17 protein-coding genes are annotated in these 18,363 nt (G+C 61.8%); 13 read left to right on the top strand and 4 right to left on the bottom strand.

The genetic code is table 11. The annotated features are described in order from the left end of the window. Nucleotides 1–66: 66 nt before the first annotated feature. On the bottom strand, nt 67–1,296 hold the full coding sequence (locus OX460_RS09880) for a pyridoxal phosphate-dependent aminotransferase (RefSeq protein WP_076566854.1): 1,230 nt from the start codon (nt 1,294–1,296) through the stop codon (nt 67–69). 424 nt (nt 1,297–1,720) lie between these two features. On the opposite strand from OX460_RS09880, the gene OX460_RS09885 reads away from it, so the two are divergent. From OX460_RS09885 to OX460_RS09945, 13 genes are all read left to right on the top strand, one after another. Further along, on the top strand, nt 1,721–2,113 hold the full coding sequence (locus tag OX460_RS09885) for an Mth938-like domain-containing protein (protein WP_289898547.1): 393 nt from the start codon (nt 1,721–1,723) through the stop codon (nt 2,111–2,113). Beyond that, nucleotides 2,110–3,783: a glycosyltransferase family 39 protein gene (locus OX460_RS09890; RefSeq protein WP_099667016.1), complete on the top strand. Its 1,674-nt coding sequence runs from the start codon at nt 2,110–2,112 to the stop codon at nt 3,781–3,783. Before OX460_RS09885 ends, OX460_RS09890 begins: the two co-directional genes overlap by 4 nt. Nucleotides 3,784–3,989: 206 nt before the next feature. After that, entirely contained in the window at nt 3,990–5,126 is a 1,137-nt protein-coding gene (locus tag OX460_RS09895; RefSeq protein ID WP_289898548.1) for a DegT/DnrJ/EryC1/StrS aminotransferase family protein, read from the top strand. An 11-nt stretch (nt 5,127–5,137) separates the two neighbouring features. After that, complete coding sequence (locus tag OX460_RS09900) at nt 5,138–6,133, top strand: glycosyltransferase (RefSeq protein WP_251350449.1); 996 nt, start codon at nt 5,138–5,140, stop codon at nt 6,131–6,133. Then, nucleotides 6,133–7,050 (top strand): formyltransferase, encoded by a 918-nt coding sequence (locus tag OX460_RS09905; RefSeq protein ID WP_251350448.1) that lies wholly within the window; start codon nt 6,133–6,135, stop codon nt 7,048–7,050. Before OX460_RS09900 ends, OX460_RS09905 begins: the two co-directional genes overlap by 1 nt. A 21-nt stretch (nt 7,051–7,071) precedes the next feature. Continuing rightward, nucleotides 7,072–8,124: a bifunctional UDP-4-keto-pentose/UDP-xylose synthase gene (locus tag OX460_RS09910; RefSeq protein WP_070290550.1), complete on the top strand. Its 1,053-nt coding sequence runs from the start codon at nt 7,072–7,074 to the stop codon at nt 8,122–8,124. Continuing rightward, nucleotides 8,124–9,083: a polysaccharide deacetylase family protein gene (locus tag OX460_RS09915; RefSeq protein ID WP_289898549.1), complete on the top strand. Its 960-nt coding sequence runs from the start codon at nt 8,124–8,126 to the stop codon at nt 9,081–9,083. Before OX460_RS09910 ends, OX460_RS09915 begins: the two co-directional genes overlap by 1 nt. 74 nt (nt 9,084–9,157) lie before the next feature. Beyond that, nucleotides 9,158–9,628, top strand: coding sequence for a peroxiredoxin (locus OX460_RS09920; protein ID WP_092606418.1), 471 nt, complete (start codon nt 9,158–9,160; stop codon nt 9,626–9,628). 289 nt (nt 9,629–9,917) lie between these two features. Beyond that, entirely contained in the window at nt 9,918–11,723 is a 1,806-nt protein-coding gene (locus tag OX460_RS09925) for a PhoH family protein (RefSeq protein WP_099667012.1), read from the top strand. A 138-nt stretch (nt 11,724–11,861) separates the two neighbouring features. Beyond that, nucleotides 11,862–12,536, top strand: a complete 675-nt coding sequence (locus OX460_RS09930) for a site-2 protease family protein (RefSeq protein ID WP_289898550.1) — start codon at nt 11,862–11,864, stop codon at nt 12,534–12,536. 35 nt (nt 12,537–12,571) lie between these two features. After that, nucleotides 12,572–13,120 (top strand): membrane protein insertion efficiency factor YidD, encoded by a 549-nt coding sequence (gene yidD / locus OX460_RS09935; RefSeq protein WP_289898551.1) that lies wholly within the window; start codon nt 12,572–12,574, stop codon nt 13,118–13,120. A 268-nt stretch (nt 13,121–13,388) separates the two neighbouring features. Next, nucleotides 13,389–14,330, top strand: a complete 942-nt coding sequence (locus OX460_RS09940) for a bestrophin family protein (protein WP_289898552.1) — start codon at nt 13,389–13,391, stop codon at nt 14,328–14,330. 83 nt (nt 14,331–14,413) lie between these two features. Then, the gene (locus OX460_RS09945; RefSeq protein ID WP_077407505.1) at nt 14,414–14,614 is read left to right on the top strand and encodes a heavy-metal-associated domain-containing protein; all 201 of its coding nucleotides are present in this window, start codon (nt 14,414–14,416) and stop codon (nt 14,612–14,614) included. Nucleotides 14,615–14,658: 44 nt separating this feature from the next. On the opposite strand, the gene OX460_RS09950 is transcribed toward OX460_RS09945, so the two are convergent. Genes OX460_RS09950 through OX460_RS09960 form a run of 3 tightly spaced genes read right to left on the bottom strand, consistent with a single transcriptional unit; the run spans nt 14,659 to nt 18,269 of the window. Next, nucleotides 14,659–15,381 (bottom strand): glutathione S-transferase, encoded by a 723-nt coding sequence (locus OX460_RS09950; RefSeq protein ID WP_289898553.1) that lies wholly within the window; start codon nt 15,379–15,381, stop codon nt 14,659–14,661. Nucleotides 15,382–15,402: 21 nt separating this feature from the next. Next, a complete protein-coding gene (cueR, locus tag OX460_RS09955; protein WP_289898554.1) occupies nt 15,403–15,822 on the bottom strand; it encodes a Cu(I)-responsive transcriptional regulator in 420 nt (139 codons plus the stop codon). Nucleotides 15,823–15,824: 2 nt separating this feature from the next. Further along, nucleotides 15,825–18,269 (bottom strand): heavy metal translocating P-type ATPase, encoded by a 2,445-nt coding sequence (locus tag OX460_RS09960; RefSeq protein ID WP_289898555.1) that lies wholly within the window; start codon nt 18,267–18,269, stop codon nt 15,825–15,827. Nucleotides 18,270–18,363: the final 94 nt, after the last annotated feature.

An 18,363-nucleotide genomic window follows, 5' to 3' on the forward strand; every position in this document is an offset into this window, starting at 1 on the left:
TTGACTGCTCATAAGTGGCGCCTCCCTTGGGCGGCGCCAGGTTGATCGAGATTGCTGCTGGCTGCTTCAGCCCCGGCCGTGACGCTTGCGATAGCCTTCGAGGAAGCGCGCAATGCGCCCCATGGCCTCGGTCAGGTCATCCGAGTTGGGCAGGAAGACGACGCGGAAATGGTCGGGCGCGATCCAGTTGAAGCCCGTGCCCTGCACGATCAGGACCTTGGCTTCGGCCAGTAATTCATAGGCAAACTGCTGGTCGTCGGCGATCGGGTAGATCTCCGGGTCCAGACGCGGGAACATGTACAGCGCGGCCTTCGGCTTGACACAGGTGACGCCCGGAATATCGGTCAGCAGCTTGTGCGCCAGGTCGCGCTGTTTCAACAGGCGCCCGCCGGGCCCCACCAGGTCTTGTATGCTCTGGTAGCCGCCAAGCGCCGTCTGGATGGCAAACTGCCCCGGCGCGTTGGCGCATAGCCGCATCGAGGCCAGCATGTTGAGGCCTTCGATGTAATCTTTTGCGTGGCGCTTTTCGCCCGAGACCACCATCCAGCCGGAACGGTAGCCGCAGGAGCGGTAATTCTTCGACAAGCCGTTCATGGTGATGAACAGCACGTCGTCGGCCAGCGAGGCGATCGACACGTGCTCGGCTTCGTCGTACAGCACCTTGTCGTAGATCTCGTCGGCGAAAATGATCAATTGGTGCTGGCGCGCCAGTTCGACGATCTGCAGCAGCACGGAAACCGGGTACAGCGCGCCCGTAGGATTGTTCGGGTTGATGACGACGATAGCCTTGGTGTGTGGCGTGATCTTGCGGCGCATGTCCTCGATGTCGGGATACCACTCGTTCTGCTCGTCGCACACATAATGCACGGGATTGCCGCCCGACAGGCTGACGGCGGCCGTCCACAGCGGGTAATCGGGCGCCGGCACCAGCACTTCGTCGCCGCTGTTGAGCAGGGCGTTCATCGACATGACGATCAGTTCGGAAGCGCCATTGCCCAAATAAATGTCATCGATGGTCACGCCGGCGATATTCTTGCCCTGCGTATAGTGCATGACGGCCTTGCGCGGCGCGAACATGCCCTTCGAATCCGTATAGCCGGCGGCATTTTGCAGGTTGAGCATCATGTCGCGCACGATCTCGTCCGGCGGATCGAAGCCGAATACGGCCAGGTTGCCGATATTGAGCTTGGTGATCTTGTGGCCTTCTTCTTCCATTTGCCTGGATTTTTCCAGGACCGGGCCGCGGATGTCATAGCAGACATCCGCCAATTTATTCGATTTCTGAATCGGTCGCAAAATAAATCCCTGTCGTGATGCGGCGCGGTAAGCAGAACTTGCAGCATGATAGCCGCGCCAGAACTATGAACCCGTGAAACTGCGATGCGAAAGACTGCAAGGCGAAAACAACCATTCTCGCCGAAAACAGGCCATTTTATCAAATTAAACATGGCCAACCCCAGCATTTGACGCCGATTCTGCCACGCCGGCGCCTCCGGACGGCAATCGGGCACGCGCCATCTTCATCTTCCCTTAATCTGGCAGCATTACCATGGCGCAAGCAGGCAGTCCCTCTGTGGCGCCGAAGATTGCAATTTGGAAAGGATATTGCTTTTCAGTCGCTCTTTTCTGTCATTTATGGCATGCTTACGCCCTTGGCCGCGGCACGCAGTTTGGCCGCGCGCGCACCGATCAACCGACACGACCAGCCCCCGATATCGCCATGAAACTCCATGCCAGCAGCACCCAACAATACCAGACTGTCACCGGCTATGACGAAAACGGCGTGGAGATCAATGCCCAGCCCTACAACTACAGCCTGATCGTCATGCCGGAAATGCCCCCGCGGGCGTGGGAAGTGGCCAGTTTCGAGCAATTGAACGAGGCGCATTTCGCGCAGATCCTGGCCGATGCGCCCGACGTGGTCATCCTCGGCACGGGCGAACGCCAGCGTTTCGTGCATCCGAAGCTGACGGCCGCGCTGACCATGCGCCGCATCGGCGTCGAATGCATGGATAGCCAGGCTGCCTGCCGCACCTACAATATCCTCATGGGCGAAGGCCGCAAGGTCACGCTGGCCCTGATCCTGGCCCCGGCCGCAGGCACGCACGCATGAAAATCAATGTCAACGAACTGCACTCGTCGCGGGTGCTGATGTGGTCCCTGCTGGGCATCTTCATCGTCGTCACCCTGTATGCGCTGGGCGTGCGTACCCTGGTACCGCCCGACGAGGGCCGCTACGCCGAGATGGCGCGCGAAATGTTCGTCACGGGCGACTGGATCACCACGCGCCTGAACGGCATCAAGTACTTTGAAAAGCCGCCGCTGCAAACCTGGATGAATGCGCTGACCTTCGCCGCCTTCGGCCTGGGCGAATGGCAGGCGCGCCTGTGGACTGGCCTGTGCGGCATCATCGGCGTATGCATGACGGCTTACGCGGGCAAGAAAGTGTTCGGCCCGCGCGTGGGCCTGTATGCGGGCCTGGTGCTGGCATCGAGCCTGTTCTGGCTCGCTTCCGGCCAGATCAATTCGCTGGACATGGGCCTGTCGGGCATGATGACCCTCACCCTGGGCAGCCTGCTGATCGCCCAGCGCGACGACGCCACGGAGTTCGAGCGCCGCAACTGGATGCTGGCCTGCTGGGCAGCCATGGCGCTGGCCGTGCTGGCCAAGGGCTTGATCGGCATCGTGCTGCCGGGCGCCGTGCTGGTGCTGTATTCGCTGTGCGCGCGCGACTGGCGCATCTGGACGCGGCTGCACCTGGTCAAGGGCTTGCTGCTGTTCTTTGCCATCGCCACGCCGTGGTTCGTGCTGGTCGCCCTGCGCAATCCGGAACAGCCGCATTTCTTCTTCATCCACGAGCATTTCCAGCGCTTCCTGATGAAGGGCCACAAGCGCGAAGGCGCCTGGTATTACTTCCTGGTGCTGCTCATTCCCGGCATCCTGCCATGGATAGGCGTGCTGCCGCAAAGCCTGGCCGCCGCCTTCAAGCGCCAGGAAGGCGCCTTCCAGCCCCGCTTGATGCTGCTCGTCTGGGCCGTCTTCATTTTCTTCTTCTTCAGCTATTCGACTTCGAAGCTGCCTGGCTATATCGTGCCCATCTTCCCGGCGCTGGCCCTGCTGGTGGCGCTGTACCTGGAATCGGCCTCGCGCCGCCAGCGCCTGTTCGCCGCCGGCCTGCTGTGCGTGCTGGGCGCGGCCATCCTGATCGGCGGACCGATCGCCTTCAGCAAGGCCAGCGCACGCGACGCGGAAGCCCTGGTCGCACTGAAGGGCTACCAGCCATGGCTGATGGCGGCCGGCTTCTTCGCCCTGGCCGGCGGCGCCCTGGCCTTGCTGCATGCGCGCCAGTTGCGCCGCGACATGACGGTGCTGACCATCGCCGGCGCCGGTTTCCTGGCCACGCACTGCATCCTGGCCGGCTCCGAGCTGTATGGCCAGAACCGCGCAGGCACCGACATGCTGCCGCAGATCCAGGCCGAACTGACGGCCGATACCAAGCTCTATTCGGTCGGCATCTACGAACAGTCGCTGACGTATTACCTGCAGCGGCCCGTGATCCTCGTCGATTACTGGGATGAGTTTACGTTTGGCCTGAAACAGCAGCCCGAACTATCCATCCCGAACATCGAGCCTTTCATCACGCAATGGACGAACGATGCCAATGCCGGCGTGCACGACATGGCGATTATCAGCCTGTACCGTTACAAGGAATTGCAGGGTCGTGGCGTGCCCATGCGTGTGATTGCCGAAGATGCACGCCGCATGGTCGTTGCCAACAAGTAAATATTTAACTGGGGCGCGAGGCTGCACGGATCGCGCCCCCGGCCAGCTTGCCCCGCCCCTGCATCAGCAGGATTTTTCACCGCTGAAAGGCTGCGCCGCCATACTGACGATATAAAATAGCCATGCCTGCCGGCGCCTTTTGACGGCACTGGCAGCCTCGGCGATACCGATACCCTGACACAATACAGATCCAAGAACTGCGCCCCATGACCTCTACCCTGCCCTTTTTGCCCTTTTCCAAACCCACCATCGATGAAGCGACCATCGCCGCCGTCGGCGAAGTGCTGCGCTCGGGCTGGATCACCAGCGGCCCGAAAGTGCAGGCCTTCGAAGCCCAGCTATCCGAGTATTTTGGCGGGCGCCCCGTGCGCACCTTCAATTCGGGCACGTGCACCATGGAAATCGCGCTGCGCATCGCTGGCATAGGCCCCGGCGACGAAGTCATCACCACGCCCGTGTCGTGGGTCGCGACGGCCAACGTCATCATCGAAGTGGGCGCCACGCCCGTGTTCGCCGACATCGATCCCGTCACCCGGAATATCGACCTCGACAAACTGGAAGCGGTCATCACCCCGCGTACCAAGGCCATCATCCCCGTCTACCTGTCCGGCCTGCCCGTCGACATGGACCGCCTGTACGCGATTGCTGAAAAGTACAATTTAAGGGTCGTGGAAGACGCGGCGCAAGCGTTCGGTTCCACCTGGAAAGGCAAGCGCATCGGCGCGTTTGGCGACTTCGTCTCGTTCAGCTTCCAGGCCAACAAGAACATCACCACGGGCGAAGGCGGCTGCCTCGTCCTCAACAACCTGGAAGAAGCGAAACTGGCCGAGAAATACCGGCTGCAGGGCGTGACGCGCAGCGGCGTCGACGGCATCGACGTCGATGTGCTGGGCGGCAAGTACAACATGAGCGACATCATGGCCGCCATCGGCCTGGGCCAGTTCGCCAATATCGAGGCCATCACGGCCCACCGCCGCGCGCTGGCACGCCACTATTTCGCGCAGTTCGGCAGCGACTTCGAAGCGCTGAGCGGCGCCCAGCTGCCCGTGCAGGACTTTGAAAACAGCAACTGGCATTTGTTCCAGATCATCCTGCCCGACAATGGCCCCGGCACGCGCGCCGCCTTCATGCAGCAAATGGCGCAGCAAAACGTGGGAACGGGCTATCATTACGCACCGATCCACCTGTTTACCATGTACCGCGAACGCGGCTTTACCGATGGCATGTTCCCCGTCTCGGAAAAGATCGGCCGCCTGACCGTGACCTTGCCGATGTTCTACGCCATGACGACACAGGACGTGGAACGCGCCGTCGCCACCGTCAAATCCATTCTCATCAAATGAGCAGCGCGCCGATGAAACCTGAACTGTCCATTATCATTCCGATCTACAACGAGCAAGATGGCCTGGCCAGCCTGTTCGCCCGCCTGTATCCGGCCCTCGACGCCCTCCAGACGAGCTACGAGATCATCTTCATCAACGATGGCAGCCGCGACAATTCGGTACCCATCCTGGCGGAACAGTTCCGCCAGCGCCCGGACGTCACGCGCGTAATCTTGTTCAACGGCAATTATGGCCAGCACATGGCCATCCTGGCCGGCTTCGAGGCATCGCGCGGACAGATCATGATCACGCTCGACGCCGACCTGCAGAATCCGCCCGAGGAAATCGGCAACCTGGTGGCGAAGATGCGCGAAGGCTACGATTACGTGGGCTCGATCCGGCGCAAGCGGCAAGATTCCGCCTGGCGCACGCTGGCCTCGAAGATGATGAACCGCCTGCGCGAAAAAATCACGAATATCAAGATCACCGACCAGGGCAACATGCTGCGCGCGTATGGCCGCAACGTGATCGACCTCGTCAACCAATGCGCCGAAGTCAATACCTTCGTGCCGGCACTGGCCTACACCTTTGCCCGCAAGCCGACGGAAATCATCGTCGAACACGAGGAACGGGCGGCCGGCGAATCGAAATACTCGCTGTACAGCCTGATCCGCCTCAATTTCGACCTGGTCACGGGCTTTTCGCTGATTCCGCTGCAAATCTTTTCCATGCTGGGCATGGCGCTGTCGCTGGGCTCGGCATTGCTGGTGGTCTTCCTGCTGGTACGCCGCTTCCTGCTGGGCGCGGAAGCCGAAGGCGTGTTCACCCTGTTCGCCATCGCCTTCTTCTTCATGGGCGTGATCCTGTTCGGCATCGGCCTGGTGGGCGAATACGTGGGACGCATCTTCCAGCAAGTGCGCGCCCGTCCCCGCTACGTGGTGCAAACCATCTTGCAGGACGGCATGACACAGGCGGAAGCCGAGGCGCCATCGTACGTGCGCCTGGAAAAGCGCCAGGTGGGCCGCTGATGGGCGCCCCGCGCGCCGTCGTCTTCGGCTACCACAATGTGGGCGTGCGCTGCATCAAGGTGCTGCTGGCCGGCGGCGTCGACATCGCCCTCGTCGTCACGCACGAAGACAGCCCCACGGAAAACCTGTGGTTCGAATCCGTCGCCAGCCTGTGCCAGGCGGAAGGCATCCCGTACATCACGCCATCGGACGCCCGCGCGCCCGAGTTGCTGGCGCAGGTGCAGGCGGCAACACCGGACATGCTGTTCAGTTTTTACTACCGCCACATGTTGCCGGCTAGCATCTTGGAAGTCGCGCCCGCCTACAATATGCACGGCTCGCTGCTGCCGGCGTTCCGCGGCCGCGCGCCCGTCAACTGGGCCGTGCTGCATGGCGCCCCGCAAACGGGTGCCACCCTGCATGAAATGACGGTCAAGCCCGATGCCGGCGCCATCGTCGCGCAAACGGCCGTGCCCATCCTGCCCGACGATACGGCCTTCGAAGTCTTCGGCAAGGTCACCGTGGCGGCGGAACAAACCCTATGGAACGTGCTGCCGGCCTTGCTGGACGGCACGGCGCCGCGCCAGCTCAACGATTTGCGCCAGGGCGGCTACTTTGGCGGCCGCAAGCCCGAAGATGGCAGGATAGACTGGAAGTTACCCGCGCAGCAGGTTTACAACCTGCACCGTGCCGTCGCGCCCCCCTATCCCGGCGCCTTCACCGAAGTCAATGATGTCATTTACATTATCGAAAAAGCCCGTTTGAGCAAGCTTTCCGCAGGAAGTTTGCCACCGGGCTTGGCGGTAGTGGATAATTGCATCTTTGGCGTCTGCGGAGACGGCCGCATGCTGGCCATTTCCGCGCTGAGGGCTGCCGGGGAGCCGATTTCGGCTCAACAATTGCAAGCAAGTCTGACCACCCGCGTCAGCACACACTGATTTAACTCAAGAGAATCTCACATGAAAAAAGTCCTCATCTTAGGCGTCAACGGCTTCATCGGCCACCACCTGTCCAAGCGCATCCTGGAAACCACCGACTGGCATGTCTACGGCATGGACATGAACACGGACCGCATCACGGAATTGCTGGAAGATGACAACTACAAGTCGCGCATGCACTTCTTCGAAGGCGACATCACGATCAACAAGGAATGGGTCGAATACCACGTCAAGAAATGCGACGTCATCCTGCCCCTGGTCGCCATCGCCACGCCTTCGACCTACGTCAAGCAGCCGCTGCGCGTCTTCGAACTGGACTTCGAAGCCAACCTGCCGATCGTGCGCTCGGCCGCCAAGTACGGCAAGCACCTGGTCTTCCCGTCGACCTCGGAAGTGTATGGCATGTGCCATGACGAGGAATTCGACCCGGAAAACTCGGAACTGATCTGCGGCCCGATCAACAAGCCGCGCTGGATCTATTCGAACGCCAAGCAGCTGATGGACCGCGTGATCTGGGGCTACGGCATGGAAGGCTTGAACTTCACCCTGTTCCGTCCGTTCAACTGGATCGGCGCCGGCCTGGACTCGATCCACACGCCAAAAGAAGGTTCCTCGCGCGTGGTGACGCAATTCTTCGGCCACATCGTGCGCGGCGAGAACATCTCGCTGGTCGATGGCGGCGCGCAGAAACGCGCGTTCACCTACATCGACGACGGCATCGATGCGCTGATCCGCATCATCGCCAACAAGAACGGCATCGCCAGCGGCAAGATCTACAACATTGGCAATCCGACCAATAACTATTCGATCCGCGACCTGGCCGGCATGATGCTGACCCTGGCCGCCGAATACCCGGAATACGCCGAAGGCGCGAAACACGTGAAAATCGTGGAAACGACCTCGGGTGCCTACTACGGCGCCGGCTACCAGGACGTGCAAAACCGCGTGCCGAAAATCACGAATACCTGCGAAGAGCTGGGCTGGGCGCCGACCACCACCATGGCCGATTCCCTGCGCAACATTTTCGACGCCTACCGCAGCCAGGTAGCCCAAGCCAAAGCACTGATGGATTAATGTTGAGCAAGCCGTTCCTGACCCTGAAAATCGACGTCGATACCTATCGCGGCACCCGTGAAGGCATGGGCAATCTGGTGCGCATGCTGGCCGCGCACCAGGCCAAGGCCACCTTTCTGTTCTCGCTGGGCCCCGACCACACGGGCTGGGCCCTGCGGCGCGCCTTGAAGCCCGGCTTTTTCAGCAAGGTATCGCGCACCTCGGTGGTCGAGCACTACGGCTTGAAAACATTGATGTACGGCACTTTGCTGCCGGGACCCGATATCGGCAAGCAATGCGCGGCGCAATTGCGCGCCGTGCGCGATGCCGGTTTCGAGTGCGGCATCCACACCTGGGATCACACCCTGTGGCAAGACAACGTGGCCAAGCGCAGCGCCGCCTGGACCATCAACATGATGCGCAAGGCCGCCAACCGCTACGAACAAGTGTTTGGAACAAAGCCGCACACGCACGGCGCGGCCGGCTGGCAAATGAATGTGAGCGCCTTTGTCGAACACGACACGGCCGGCTACCGCTTTGCCTCCGATGGCCGCGCCATGCTCGACGCGCGCGGCGCCATGCTGCATCCAAGCAATGGCCCGCACCGCGTGCGCAACGGCAACACGATCTTGCAATGCGTGCAATTGCCCACCACCCTGCCCACCCTGGATGAATTGCTGGGCTGCGAAATCGACGGTAAGCTGATCACCACCGGCAATGTTGCGGCGCATATCCTGTCACTGACGGCCGACAATCCGCGCGATCACGTATATACCTTGCATGCGGAACTTGAAGGACAGAAACTCGCCCCCATTTTCGAACAACTGCTGGCTGGCTGGAAAGCCCAGGGCTACCAGTTCGCCTCGATGGGCGATTATTATGAAAAGATAAAAAATACGGACTTGCCCGTTTGTCCCGTCACCTGGGATGAGTTGCCAGGCCGTTCGGGACGCCTGATTGTGCAGGGCAAAGCGGCCTGAATGCTGTATTGTTGCACCTGGATGCGTTGCCAGATTAAAAACAGCGCTGATGATCACCGTTCAGGAGAGAACCTGTGGCTGATAGCCAATCCCTCGTTAGCATACCCGACTTTAGCGCCGCGATGACCAGCGGCAAGACCTTTCAGTTGCTGGGCCGCCCGGCCAAGGCCACGGTGCTGTTTTTCTATCCGAAGGACAACACCCCTGGTTGCACCACGGAAAACATCGCCTTTCGCGATGCGTATTCGCAATTCGTCGCCGCCGGCGTGGAAATCTACGGCATCAGCCGCGATTCCCTGCGCTCGCACGAAAGCTTCAAAACCAAGCTGGAGCTGCCATTCGAGCTCATTTCCGACCCGGACGAAGCCGTTTGCCTGCTGTTTAACGTCATGAAGATGAAACAGATGTACGGCAAGACGGTCCGTGGCGTCGAGCGCAGTACGTTTGTGATTGACGCCCAGGGCCGATTGGTGAAAGAATGGAGAGGCGTGAAGGTCGCAACTCACGTGGAAGAAGTGCTGGAATTCGTAGCGCATCTGAATTGATCGTCCATTTTGATCCAATGCGCGTTGCCGGCTTCCAGCGAGCTTAGTTCAACCGCAGTTCAGTTCACGGTACCTATCGCCATTTTGAGTCAACGAAGCGCCTCCATCCACTCCGCCAGGCGGGCCTGCAGCCCGCCGATGGCGTCCATGACCGGCCATGCTGCCGGCCTTCCGGCAGTTACTCGTCCTGTAGCATTGTTGTTCCCCCGCATCCACCCCATGAGAAGTGCCGCCAGAAGCTGGCTGCCCATGGGCGATTCATTCCAGAAATTTTTTGATTGAGATCCTGATGCCACTGCCAAAATTACCGAGCAAGCCAGCCACCATCCTGGCCACCCAAGATTACCCAACCGCAGGCGCAGCGCGCCCGGCCACCAAAACCCCGGCAGCCAAGAAAGTGGCTGCACCGATCATTGAAGCGGCGATCGCCGAAGTTGCCAAGCCGGTCCGCAATGCGGCCACGAAGATCAAGCAAGTGGCGGCCCTGATGGTCGCCAAGCCGGTACAGGCGCCCGCACCGGCGCCAGTGGCCGCAGCCCCTGCTCCTGCCGCGAAAACCAAGCCGGCAGCCAAGGGCAAGGTCACGCCGCTGAAATCCGTCAAGCAAGTCGAGCAGCCACATCCGGCCAAGCACAAGGCGGTCGAAGTCCAGCTCAAGTCGTCCGCCAGCCGCGCCGCCGACCAGCGCGGCATCAGCAAGCTGTTCGTGCTCGACACGAACGTGCTGATGCACGATCCATCGTCGCTGTTCCGCTTCGAGGAACACGATGTGTACCTGCCGATGATGACCCTGGAAGAGCTGGACAACCATAAAAAGGGCATGACGGAAGTGGCGCGCAATGCGCGCCAGGTCTCCCGCACCCTGGACGCCCTGATCAGCAACACGGATGACGACGCCATCGAGCACGGCATCCTGCTGTCCAAGCTGGGCAACAAGGATGCCAAGGGCCGCCTGTTCTTCCAGACGCGCCTGCAAAGCGCCGACTTGCCGGCTGGCTTGCCAGTAGGCAAGGCCGACAACCAGATCCTGGCCGTCGTGCGCTCGCTCGAGTCGGAACAGGATGGCCGCCCCGTCGTGCTGGTGTCGAAGGACATCAACATGCGCATCAAGGCGCGCGCCCTGGGCTTGCCAGCCGAAGATTACTTCAACGACCATGTGCTGGAAGACACGGACTTGCTGTACTCGGGCATCGTGCAATTGCCGGACGACTTCTGGAACAAGCACGGCAAGGACATGGAATCGTGGCAGGAAAGCAAGAACGGCTACAGCTCCACCTTCTACCGCGTGACGGGCCCGTTCATTCCATCGTTGCTGGTCAACCAGTTCATCTACCTGGAACCGAAAAACGGCGAAACGCCGTTCTATGGCCAGGTGAAACAGATCAACGGCAAGACGGCCGTGCTGCAAACCCTGCGCGACTTCAGCCACACGAAGAACAATGTGTGGGGCGTGACGGCGCGCAACCGCGAGCAGAATTTCGCGCTGAACTTGCTGATGAATCCGGAATGCGACTTCGTCACCCTGCTGGGCCAGGCCGGCACCGGCAAGACCCTGCTGGCCCTGGCCGCCGGCCTGGCGCAGGTGCTGGAAACCAAGCTCTACAATGAAATCATCGTGACCCGTGTGACGGTGCCGGTGGGCGAAGACATCGGTTTCCTGCCAGGCACGGAAGAGGAAAAGATGTCGCCATGGATGGGCGCCTTCGACGACAACCTGGAAGTGCTGAACAAGTCCGACTCCGATGGCGGCGAATGGGGCCGTGCGGCTACGCAAGACCTGATCCGCTCGCGCATCAAGATCAAGTCGCTCAACTTCATGCGCGGCCGCACCTTCGTCAACAAGTTCCTCATCATTGATGAAGCGCAAAACTTGACGCCGAAACAAGTCAAGACCCTCGTCACGCGCGCCGGTCCCGGCACGAAGATCCTGTGCCTGGGCAACATCGCGCAGATCGACACGCCGTACCTGACGGAAGGCTCGAGCGGCCTGACCTACGTGGTCGACCGCTTCAAGGGCTGGACCCACAGCGGTCACGTCACCCTGGCGCGCGGCGAGCGTTCGCGCCTGGCCGACCACGCCAGCGAAGTGCTGTAAGTTCCAGCGGGCGGCGCAAGCTGCCCGGTCATTCGAAAGCCCCGACTGCAGCGATGCAGGCGGGGCTTTTTTCATGTGCGCGACTTTTCCCTGCGACATGTTCTAATACCGCTCCATTCCACCAGGACACCTCACCCGATGCATCCCGCCCTGCAGTTGCTGCTCTGCTTCATCCTTTTCATGTTCCTCCACATTTCCATCATGGCCCTGTGCGCTCACGCCTTGGGTATTACCGTGCGCAGCATCAGCTACGGCATGGGACCCGCCTTGCTGACCTTGGGGAAGGTGCACGTCAGGCTGCTGCCCCTGGCCGGCAACGTGGTGCTGAAAGATACGCGCGAGGAAACGCTGTACGACGACGATCCCTGCCGCGATGCCTACAACTTCCAGCCGCTGTGGAAACAGGTGCTGCTGCCCCTGAGCGGCGTGGCGGTGCTGCTGGCCGTGGCGCTCTGGCTCATGGGGCCGCAAGGCTGGGAGCGCTTTGTCGCGGCCTTCGGACAAATCGTCCATGGCGCGCTGGCGCCGTTGTCAACGGCGCAGGAATTGCTGGGTGAAGGGGAAACCTTTGCTCGCACGCACGGCTTTGCGCTGGTGTTCGCCCTGTTCTCGTTGAAACTGTGCGCCTTCAACCTGCTGCCGTTTGCCGGCTTGAACGGGGGACAGGCGCTGCTGGCCATCGCCCGAGGTGGGCGACCTTTTGTGGCGTGGGAAGAGACGGCGGCAAAATGGCTGTTGCTGCCGGGTCTGGCGATCTTGCTGGCGTGGCTGGCGGCGTTTGCCTGGCATGGCTGGAAAAGCATAGGGATGTAGTGGGCTGGCGCTATTCTTTTTTGCAGACCTGTCGTATGCTCGCACCACCATTCCATCCAATAAACGCGACCGGCCAAGGAGAGCGCATTTTCTCATTCGACACCTGCGGCACGCAGCTGGCCCTGTGGGCGATCGGTGCCTACCAGCGCTATCTGTCGCCCCATAAAGGGTTTTCCTGCGCCTACCGCGTGCTCACGGGACGCGACAGCTGTTCCGTGTATGGCCGCAAGGTCATCGCCCGCCATGGCTTGCGGCCGGGACTGTCCCTGCTGCGGCGCCGCTTGCACAGCTGCAGCGCACACCACCGCCTGCACCAGGCCCAGTCCCAGACCCAGCCCCAGCACGCCAGGGGCCGCAGTGCGCGCCATCGGGCGCAGGCAGGGTATTGCGATCTCCAGGTCCCCGATTGCGGCGACTGTGCCTGCGACTGCGCCGATATCGCCAACCTGGCCGATTGCACATGGCCAGGCCGCAGCAAGAACCCGAAGTGGTTCCGCAACGACTATGCAGCCAGTGCCGCATTGAAACGACAGCAAGAGGAACACCGCAAGAAGCTGCGGCAAGGGCGGCATGCGGGCAATTGAAATTCACACATTAACTTACAAATGAAATATTCATTCATGAAATGAATAATATCCATTATCACTGTGAATTGGCGGGAAGCGGGACGGCGGCCTATACTCATGCCGTCTCCCCTACACTGCGTCCCATGCACACCCAGCTCAGCCCGCACACACTGCGGGCTTTTTGTTCCCGGCATTTGCCACTCTGCCATTCCACACAATGGTTTTTCAATAACAAGAACAGGGCACGGCTTTCACCGCCAGCCCAGCACCCGACAGGGAGCCCATCATGATCGTGCGCGAGCGTCCTTCGGCGCTGCGGCTGTTCCTGGTGGTGCGCGGCTCCGTCCTGCCGCGCATCCGCACCACGCTCATCGTCAATACCCTGATCGCCACCCTCGTCACGTGGTGCCACGGCACCTTGTTCGACCACAAGGTCATCCTTACCACCATCCCGTTTACCCTGATCGGCTTGCCGCTGGCCATCTTCCTGGGCTTTCGTAACACGGCCGCCTACGACCGCTACTGGGAAGCGCGCAAGCTGTGGGGCGAACTGGTGTTGCGCAGCCGAAATTTCTCGCGCCAGTGCCAGACCATGATACGCGGCGACATCCCGGCCCACGCCAGGCTGGGCCTGGAGGACGTGCGCGTGCGCATGATTTACCGCACCATCGCCTTTTGCCACGCGCTGCGCCACCAGCTGCGCGACACGCGCGGACCGGCCGACTTACAGCCGCTGCTGCGCCCGGCCGAATGGGAAGCGGCCTGCAGGGCCACGAACCCGTCCGACTACCTGATGCTGCAGATGGGTCACGACCTGGCCGATTGCGTCCGGCAAGGCCGCATCGACAGCATCCTTGCCACGCAGATCGACAACACGGTCTCGGCCATGGTGGGCGCGGGCGCTTCGTGCGAACGCATCCGCAGCACGCCGATTCCCTTCTCCTACTCGCTGCTGCTGCACCGCACGGCCTACCTGTACTGTTTCCTGCTGCCCTTCGGCCTCGTCGATTCGCTCGGTTTCATGACGCCGTTCGTCGTCGCCATCGTCGCCTACACCTTCTTTGGCCTCGATGCGCTGGGCGACGAGATCGAGGAACCGTTCGGCGAAGACGCCAACGACCTGCCGCTGTCGGCCATGTGCCGCAGCATTGAAATCAGCCTGCGCGAATCCGTGCAGGATGAGAACGTGCCGCCGCCCATGCAAGCCGTCGATTTCCTGCTGAATTGATCCACATGCCAGCTTTCCCCTTGACCTTACCATCGGGGGAAGGCTTACAGTGGCAGCACTTAATCATTCAAGGAGTGCTTGCCATGTATCAGTTACAAGTTGAAAACATGAGCTGCGGCCATTGCGTCGGCTCGGTCACGAAAGCGGTGCAAGGCGTCGATCCGCAAGCCCAGGTGCAGATCGACCTGGCCAGCAAGCGCGTCACGGTGGAGTCACCGGCCGAACTGGGCGCCATCAGCGCGGCCATCGTGGAGGCGGGCTATCCCGTTACCAGCGCGCAATAAACAGCAAGGACACGACAGCCGGCCAATGCGCCGGCTGTTTTTGTTTACCCGTCCAGTTCAGGGTAATGGCGGAAGATGCCTTCTTCATTGAACGGGATCCTGCGCTTCGACTTCAGGTAACGGGCAATATTCGGCCGCGCCGCCACGGCGTCATGCAGGTCAGACAAGGCAGGATATTCGGGCGCCAGGCGCGCCATGGCTTGCGGAAACGCATAGTGCAAACCGGCCAGCATCTGGAACAGCGACAGGTCGCCATACGTGAGCTTTGTACCCAGCAGATACGGGCCGCGGCGGCTCAACAACACTTGCGTGAAGTAGGATAGGAATTTCGGCAAGCGTGTTGCGCGGAAATCCGCACTGCGCAGCATGGCCGCCTGCTGTTGCTCTTCGTAATATTGATTCATCGACAGCGGATGGTGCGTGTCGTGCACTTCCGTCAGCCAGTCGGCCATCGTCAGTTGCAACTGGTTCAGCCACAAACGGCCGCTTTCCGCGCGCGGCGCCTGGCCCAGGCGCCGGCCCAGGTACAGCAGGATATTGCTCGTCTGGCCGATCAGCATGTCGCCGTCGCGCAGCACGGGCGGCGCGTAGGCGGCCTGGGGCGTGCTGTCGCCATCGAGGCAGGCCAGCATCGCGGGCACGCCCTGCCCCTTGTGTTCGGGCAAGCGGGCGATGTCGCGGTACTCGGCGCCCGCCTCTTCCAGCGCCAGGCGGATGAATTCTCCGCGTCCCTGTATCGTGGGCCAGTAGTACAGTTCATAGACCATACACACCTCCGTTGATTTACATCAATGGCAACATGGTTTCGCGTCCGGATCGCCAGCCAGTCCCAGGCTTTGCAGGATGGGGCAATCGGGCTTGTCGTCGCCATGGCACGATTGCGCCAGGTGGGCCAGGGTATCGCGCATTTCCGTCAGTTCGGCGATGCGCTGATTCAAGTCGGCCACGTGGGCCAGGGCGATGCCTTTCACGTCCGCGCTGGCGCGCTGGTCGTTTTGCCACAGCGACAGCAGTTCGCGGATCTGTTCCAGCGAAAAACCCAGGCCCCGCGCGCGTTTGATAAAGCGCAAGGCGTGCAAATCATTCGGCGTGTAGATGCGGTAACCGGCGTCGCTGCGCGCGCTCGGTTTTAGTAAGGTAATGCTTTCGTAATAGCGTATCATTTTTGCCGATACGCCCGTCTCGCTTGCCGCCTGGCCGATATTCATCCTTATTGCTCCTTGGTATGCACGCTACCTGTATGACTGCGGGCTTTCCAGCGGCGCAGCAACAGGGCATTGCTGATCACGCTGACGGAACTGAAGGCCATCGCCGCGCCCGCCACCATGGGGTTGAGCAAGCCGAAGGCGGCCAGCGGAATGCCGATCAGGTTATAAATGAAGGCCCAGAACAGATTTTGCCGTATCTTGCTGTAGGTGCGGCGCGAGATATCGATGGCGTCCGCCACCAGGGCCGGATCGCCGCGCATGAGGGTGATGCCGGCCGCATGCATGGCCACGTCCGTGCCTGTCGACATGGCGATGCCCACGTCGGCGGCCGCCAGCGCGGGCGCATCGTTGATGCCGTCACCCACCATGGCCACCTTCGCCCCTTCGCCTTTCAGCGCGACAATTTTAGCGGTTTTATCGGCCGGCAGCATTTTTGCCGCCACCGTGTCGATACCCAGCAGCTTGCCGACGGCGTCCGCGCTGCCCTGGTTATCTCCCGTCAACATCACCGTGCGGATGCCCAGGCTGTGTAGATGGGCAATGGCCGCCTGCGCGTTCGGCTTGACCTGGTCGCTGAAGGCGAACAGGCCCAGCAGTTCCGTTCCCGACGCCAGCCACGAGATTGTGTTGCCCGTGGCTTCCAGGGACAAGGCCTGTTCCGCCAGCGGCGTCATGTCTACATGCAACTCCTGCATCAGGCGCGTGCTGCCCAGTTTCAACTCCAGGCCATCGACGTGGGCCGCCAGGCCGCGCCCCGGCAAGGCCGACAGGCCCGTGGCTGGCAAGGGTTCGAGGTGGCGCGCGGCTGCCGCATCCAGCACGGCCGTCGCCAGGCTGTGCTCGCTGCCGCGCTGGATGCTGGCCGCCAGTTGCAGCAGCCGGGCATCGTCGATGCCATGCGCATGCAGGGCCGCCAGCGCAGGTTTACCCACCGTCAGGGTGCCCGTCTTGTCGAACACGACGGTATTGACGGCGTGCGCCACTTCCAGCGCTTCCGCATCCTTGATCAGGATGCCGTAACGGGCAGCGACGCCCGTGCCGGCCATGATGGCCGTCGGCGTGGCCAGGCCCAGCGCGCACGGGCAGGCGATCACCAGCACGGCCACGGCATTGATGATGGCGTTTTCCAGCTCGCCCGTGGCGAACCACCAGCCCAGCATGGTCAGCAGCGCCAGCACCAGCACCACGGGAACAAAGATGGCGCTGACCTTGTCCACCAGGTGCTGGATCGGCGCCTTGGCCGCCTGCGCATCTTCCACCAGGCGGATGATGCGCGACAAAGTCGTCTCGCCGCCCACGGCTTGCGTGCGCACCAGCAACAAGCCATCCGCATTGATGGCGCCGCCCGTGACCTTGTCGCCCGGATGCTTATCGACCGGCAAGCTTTCGCCCGTGATCAGGGATTCGTTGATCTGGCTGGCGCCTTCCACCACCACGCCATCGACGGCTACCCGCTCGCCGGGACGGATGACCACCAGGTCGCCCACTTTGACTTGTTCCACGGGCAAGTCGATTTCCACGCCGTCGCGGCGCACGCGGGCCGATTCCGGACGCAAGACTTGCAGCGCACGGATGGCAGAGGCTGTCTGGCGCTTGGCGCGGCTTTCCAGCCATTTGCCCAGCAGCACCAGGGTGATGACGACGGCCGACGCTTCGAAATACAGGTGCGGCAGCATCTCGCCCGCCGTCAGCCACTGGTAGACGGATAAGCCATACGCGGCGCTCGTGCCCAGCGCCACCAGCAAGTCCATGTTGCCGCTGCCGGCGCGGGCAGCCTTCCAGCCCGCCCTGTAGAAGCGCGCGCCAAAATAGAATTGCACAGGTGTCGCCAGCGCAAATTGCAGAGCGCCGGGCAGCATCAGATGGATGCCGGCCCATTCGAGCAGCATGGGCAGCATCAGGGGGAAAGCCAGCACGGCCGCGAACGCCACTTTCAAGCCGTCACGGTTCGGCGCGGCAAGGGGCGCGCTGGCCTGGCTGGCGGCGGGCACGGTGGCTTCATAGCCGGCCTTGTCGATGGCGGCGATCAGGGTGGCCGCATCAGCCTCGCCCGTCACCTTGATGCGCGCGCTTTCCGTGGCCAGGTTGACGCTGGCGGCCAGCACGCCCGGCACCTTCAGCAAGGCTTTTTCCACCCTGCCCACGCAAGAGGCGCACGTCATGCCGGCGACGTTCAGGTCGATTTCGCGCTGCGCCACGCTGTAGCCAGCCTTTTCCACGGCCGCCTGCAAGGTGACCAGGGGAATCGGCGTGTCGGACGTGACCTTGGCCACTTCGGTGGCCAGGTTGACGCTGGCCTGGGTCACGCCGGGCACGGCGGCCAGGGCCTTTTCCACGCGGCCCACGCACGAGGCGCAGCTCATGCCTTCGATGGCCAGCGCCTGCGCGTGCGCGGCGGAGGGAGGAGGAGAACTGGAATTGGCGGGAGCGATTGCGGCCTGGTTCATGGCAGATCCTGTACGAAAGAGTAACGAATACGGACAGGATCTGCTATCCCATGATGGGAAGGTCAAGCCCTATTTGCACGGTGTGCCGGGCTTG

Source organism: Janthinobacterium sp. SUN033, assembly GCF_030397595.1.
Lineage (GTDB): Bacteria > Pseudomonadota > Gammaproteobacteria > Burkholderiales > Burkholderiaceae_D > Janthinobacterium > Janthinobacterium kumbetense.

Coding starts and splice junctions, on each gene's coding strand:
- OX460_RS09885 (WP_289898547.1), top strand. CDS start 1,721: ATGAAACTCCATGCCAGCAGCACCCAACAATACCAGACTGTCACCGGC.
- OX460_RS09890 (WP_099667016.1), top strand. CDS start 2,110: ATGAAAATCAATGTCAACGAACTGCACTCGTCGCGGGTGCTGATGTGG.
- OX460_RS09895 (WP_289898548.1), top strand. CDS start 3,990: ATGACCTCTACCCTGCCCTTTTTGCCCTTTTCCAAACCCACCATCGAT.
- OX460_RS09900 (WP_251350449.1), top strand. CDS start 5,138: ATGAAACCTGAACTGTCCATTATCATTCCGATCTACAACGAGCAAGAT.
- OX460_RS09905 (WP_251350448.1), top strand. CDS start 6,133: ATGGGCGCCCCGCGCGCCGTCGTCTTCGGCTACCACAATGTGGGCGTG.
- OX460_RS09910 (WP_070290550.1), top strand. CDS start 7,072: ATGAAAAAAGTCCTCATCTTAGGCGTCAACGGCTTCATCGGCCACCAC.
- OX460_RS09915 (WP_289898549.1), top strand. CDS start 8,124: ATGTTGAGCAAGCCGTTCCTGACCCTGAAAATCGACGTCGATACCTAT.
- OX460_RS09925 (WP_099667012.1), top strand. CDS start 9,918: ATGCCACTGCCAAAATTACCGAGCAAGCCAGCCACCATCCTGGCCACC.
- OX460_RS09930 (WP_289898550.1), top strand. CDS start 11,862: ATGCATCCCGCCCTGCAGTTGCTGCTCTGCTTCATCCTTTTCATGTTC.
- yidD (WP_289898551.1), top strand. CDS start 12,572: ATGCTCGCACCACCATTCCATCCAATAAACGCGACCGGCCAAGGAGAG.
- OX460_RS09940 (WP_289898552.1), top strand. CDS start 13,389: ATGATCGTGCGCGAGCGTCCTTCGGCGCTGCGGCTGTTCCTGGTGGTG.
- OX460_RS09945 (WP_077407505.1), top strand. CDS start 14,414: ATGTATCAGTTACAAGTTGAAAACATGAGCTGCGGCCATTGCGTCGGC.
- OX460_RS09950 (WP_289898553.1), bottom strand. CDS start 15,381: ATGGTCTATGAACTGTACTACTGGCCCACGATACAGGGACGCGGAGAA.
- cueR (WP_289898554.1), bottom strand. CDS start 15,822: ATGAATATCGGCCAGGCGGCAAGCGAGACGGGCGTATCGGCAAAAATG.
- OX460_RS09960 (WP_289898555.1), bottom strand. CDS start 18,269: ATGAACCAGGCCGCAATCGCTCCCGCCAATTCCAGTTCTCCTCCTCCC.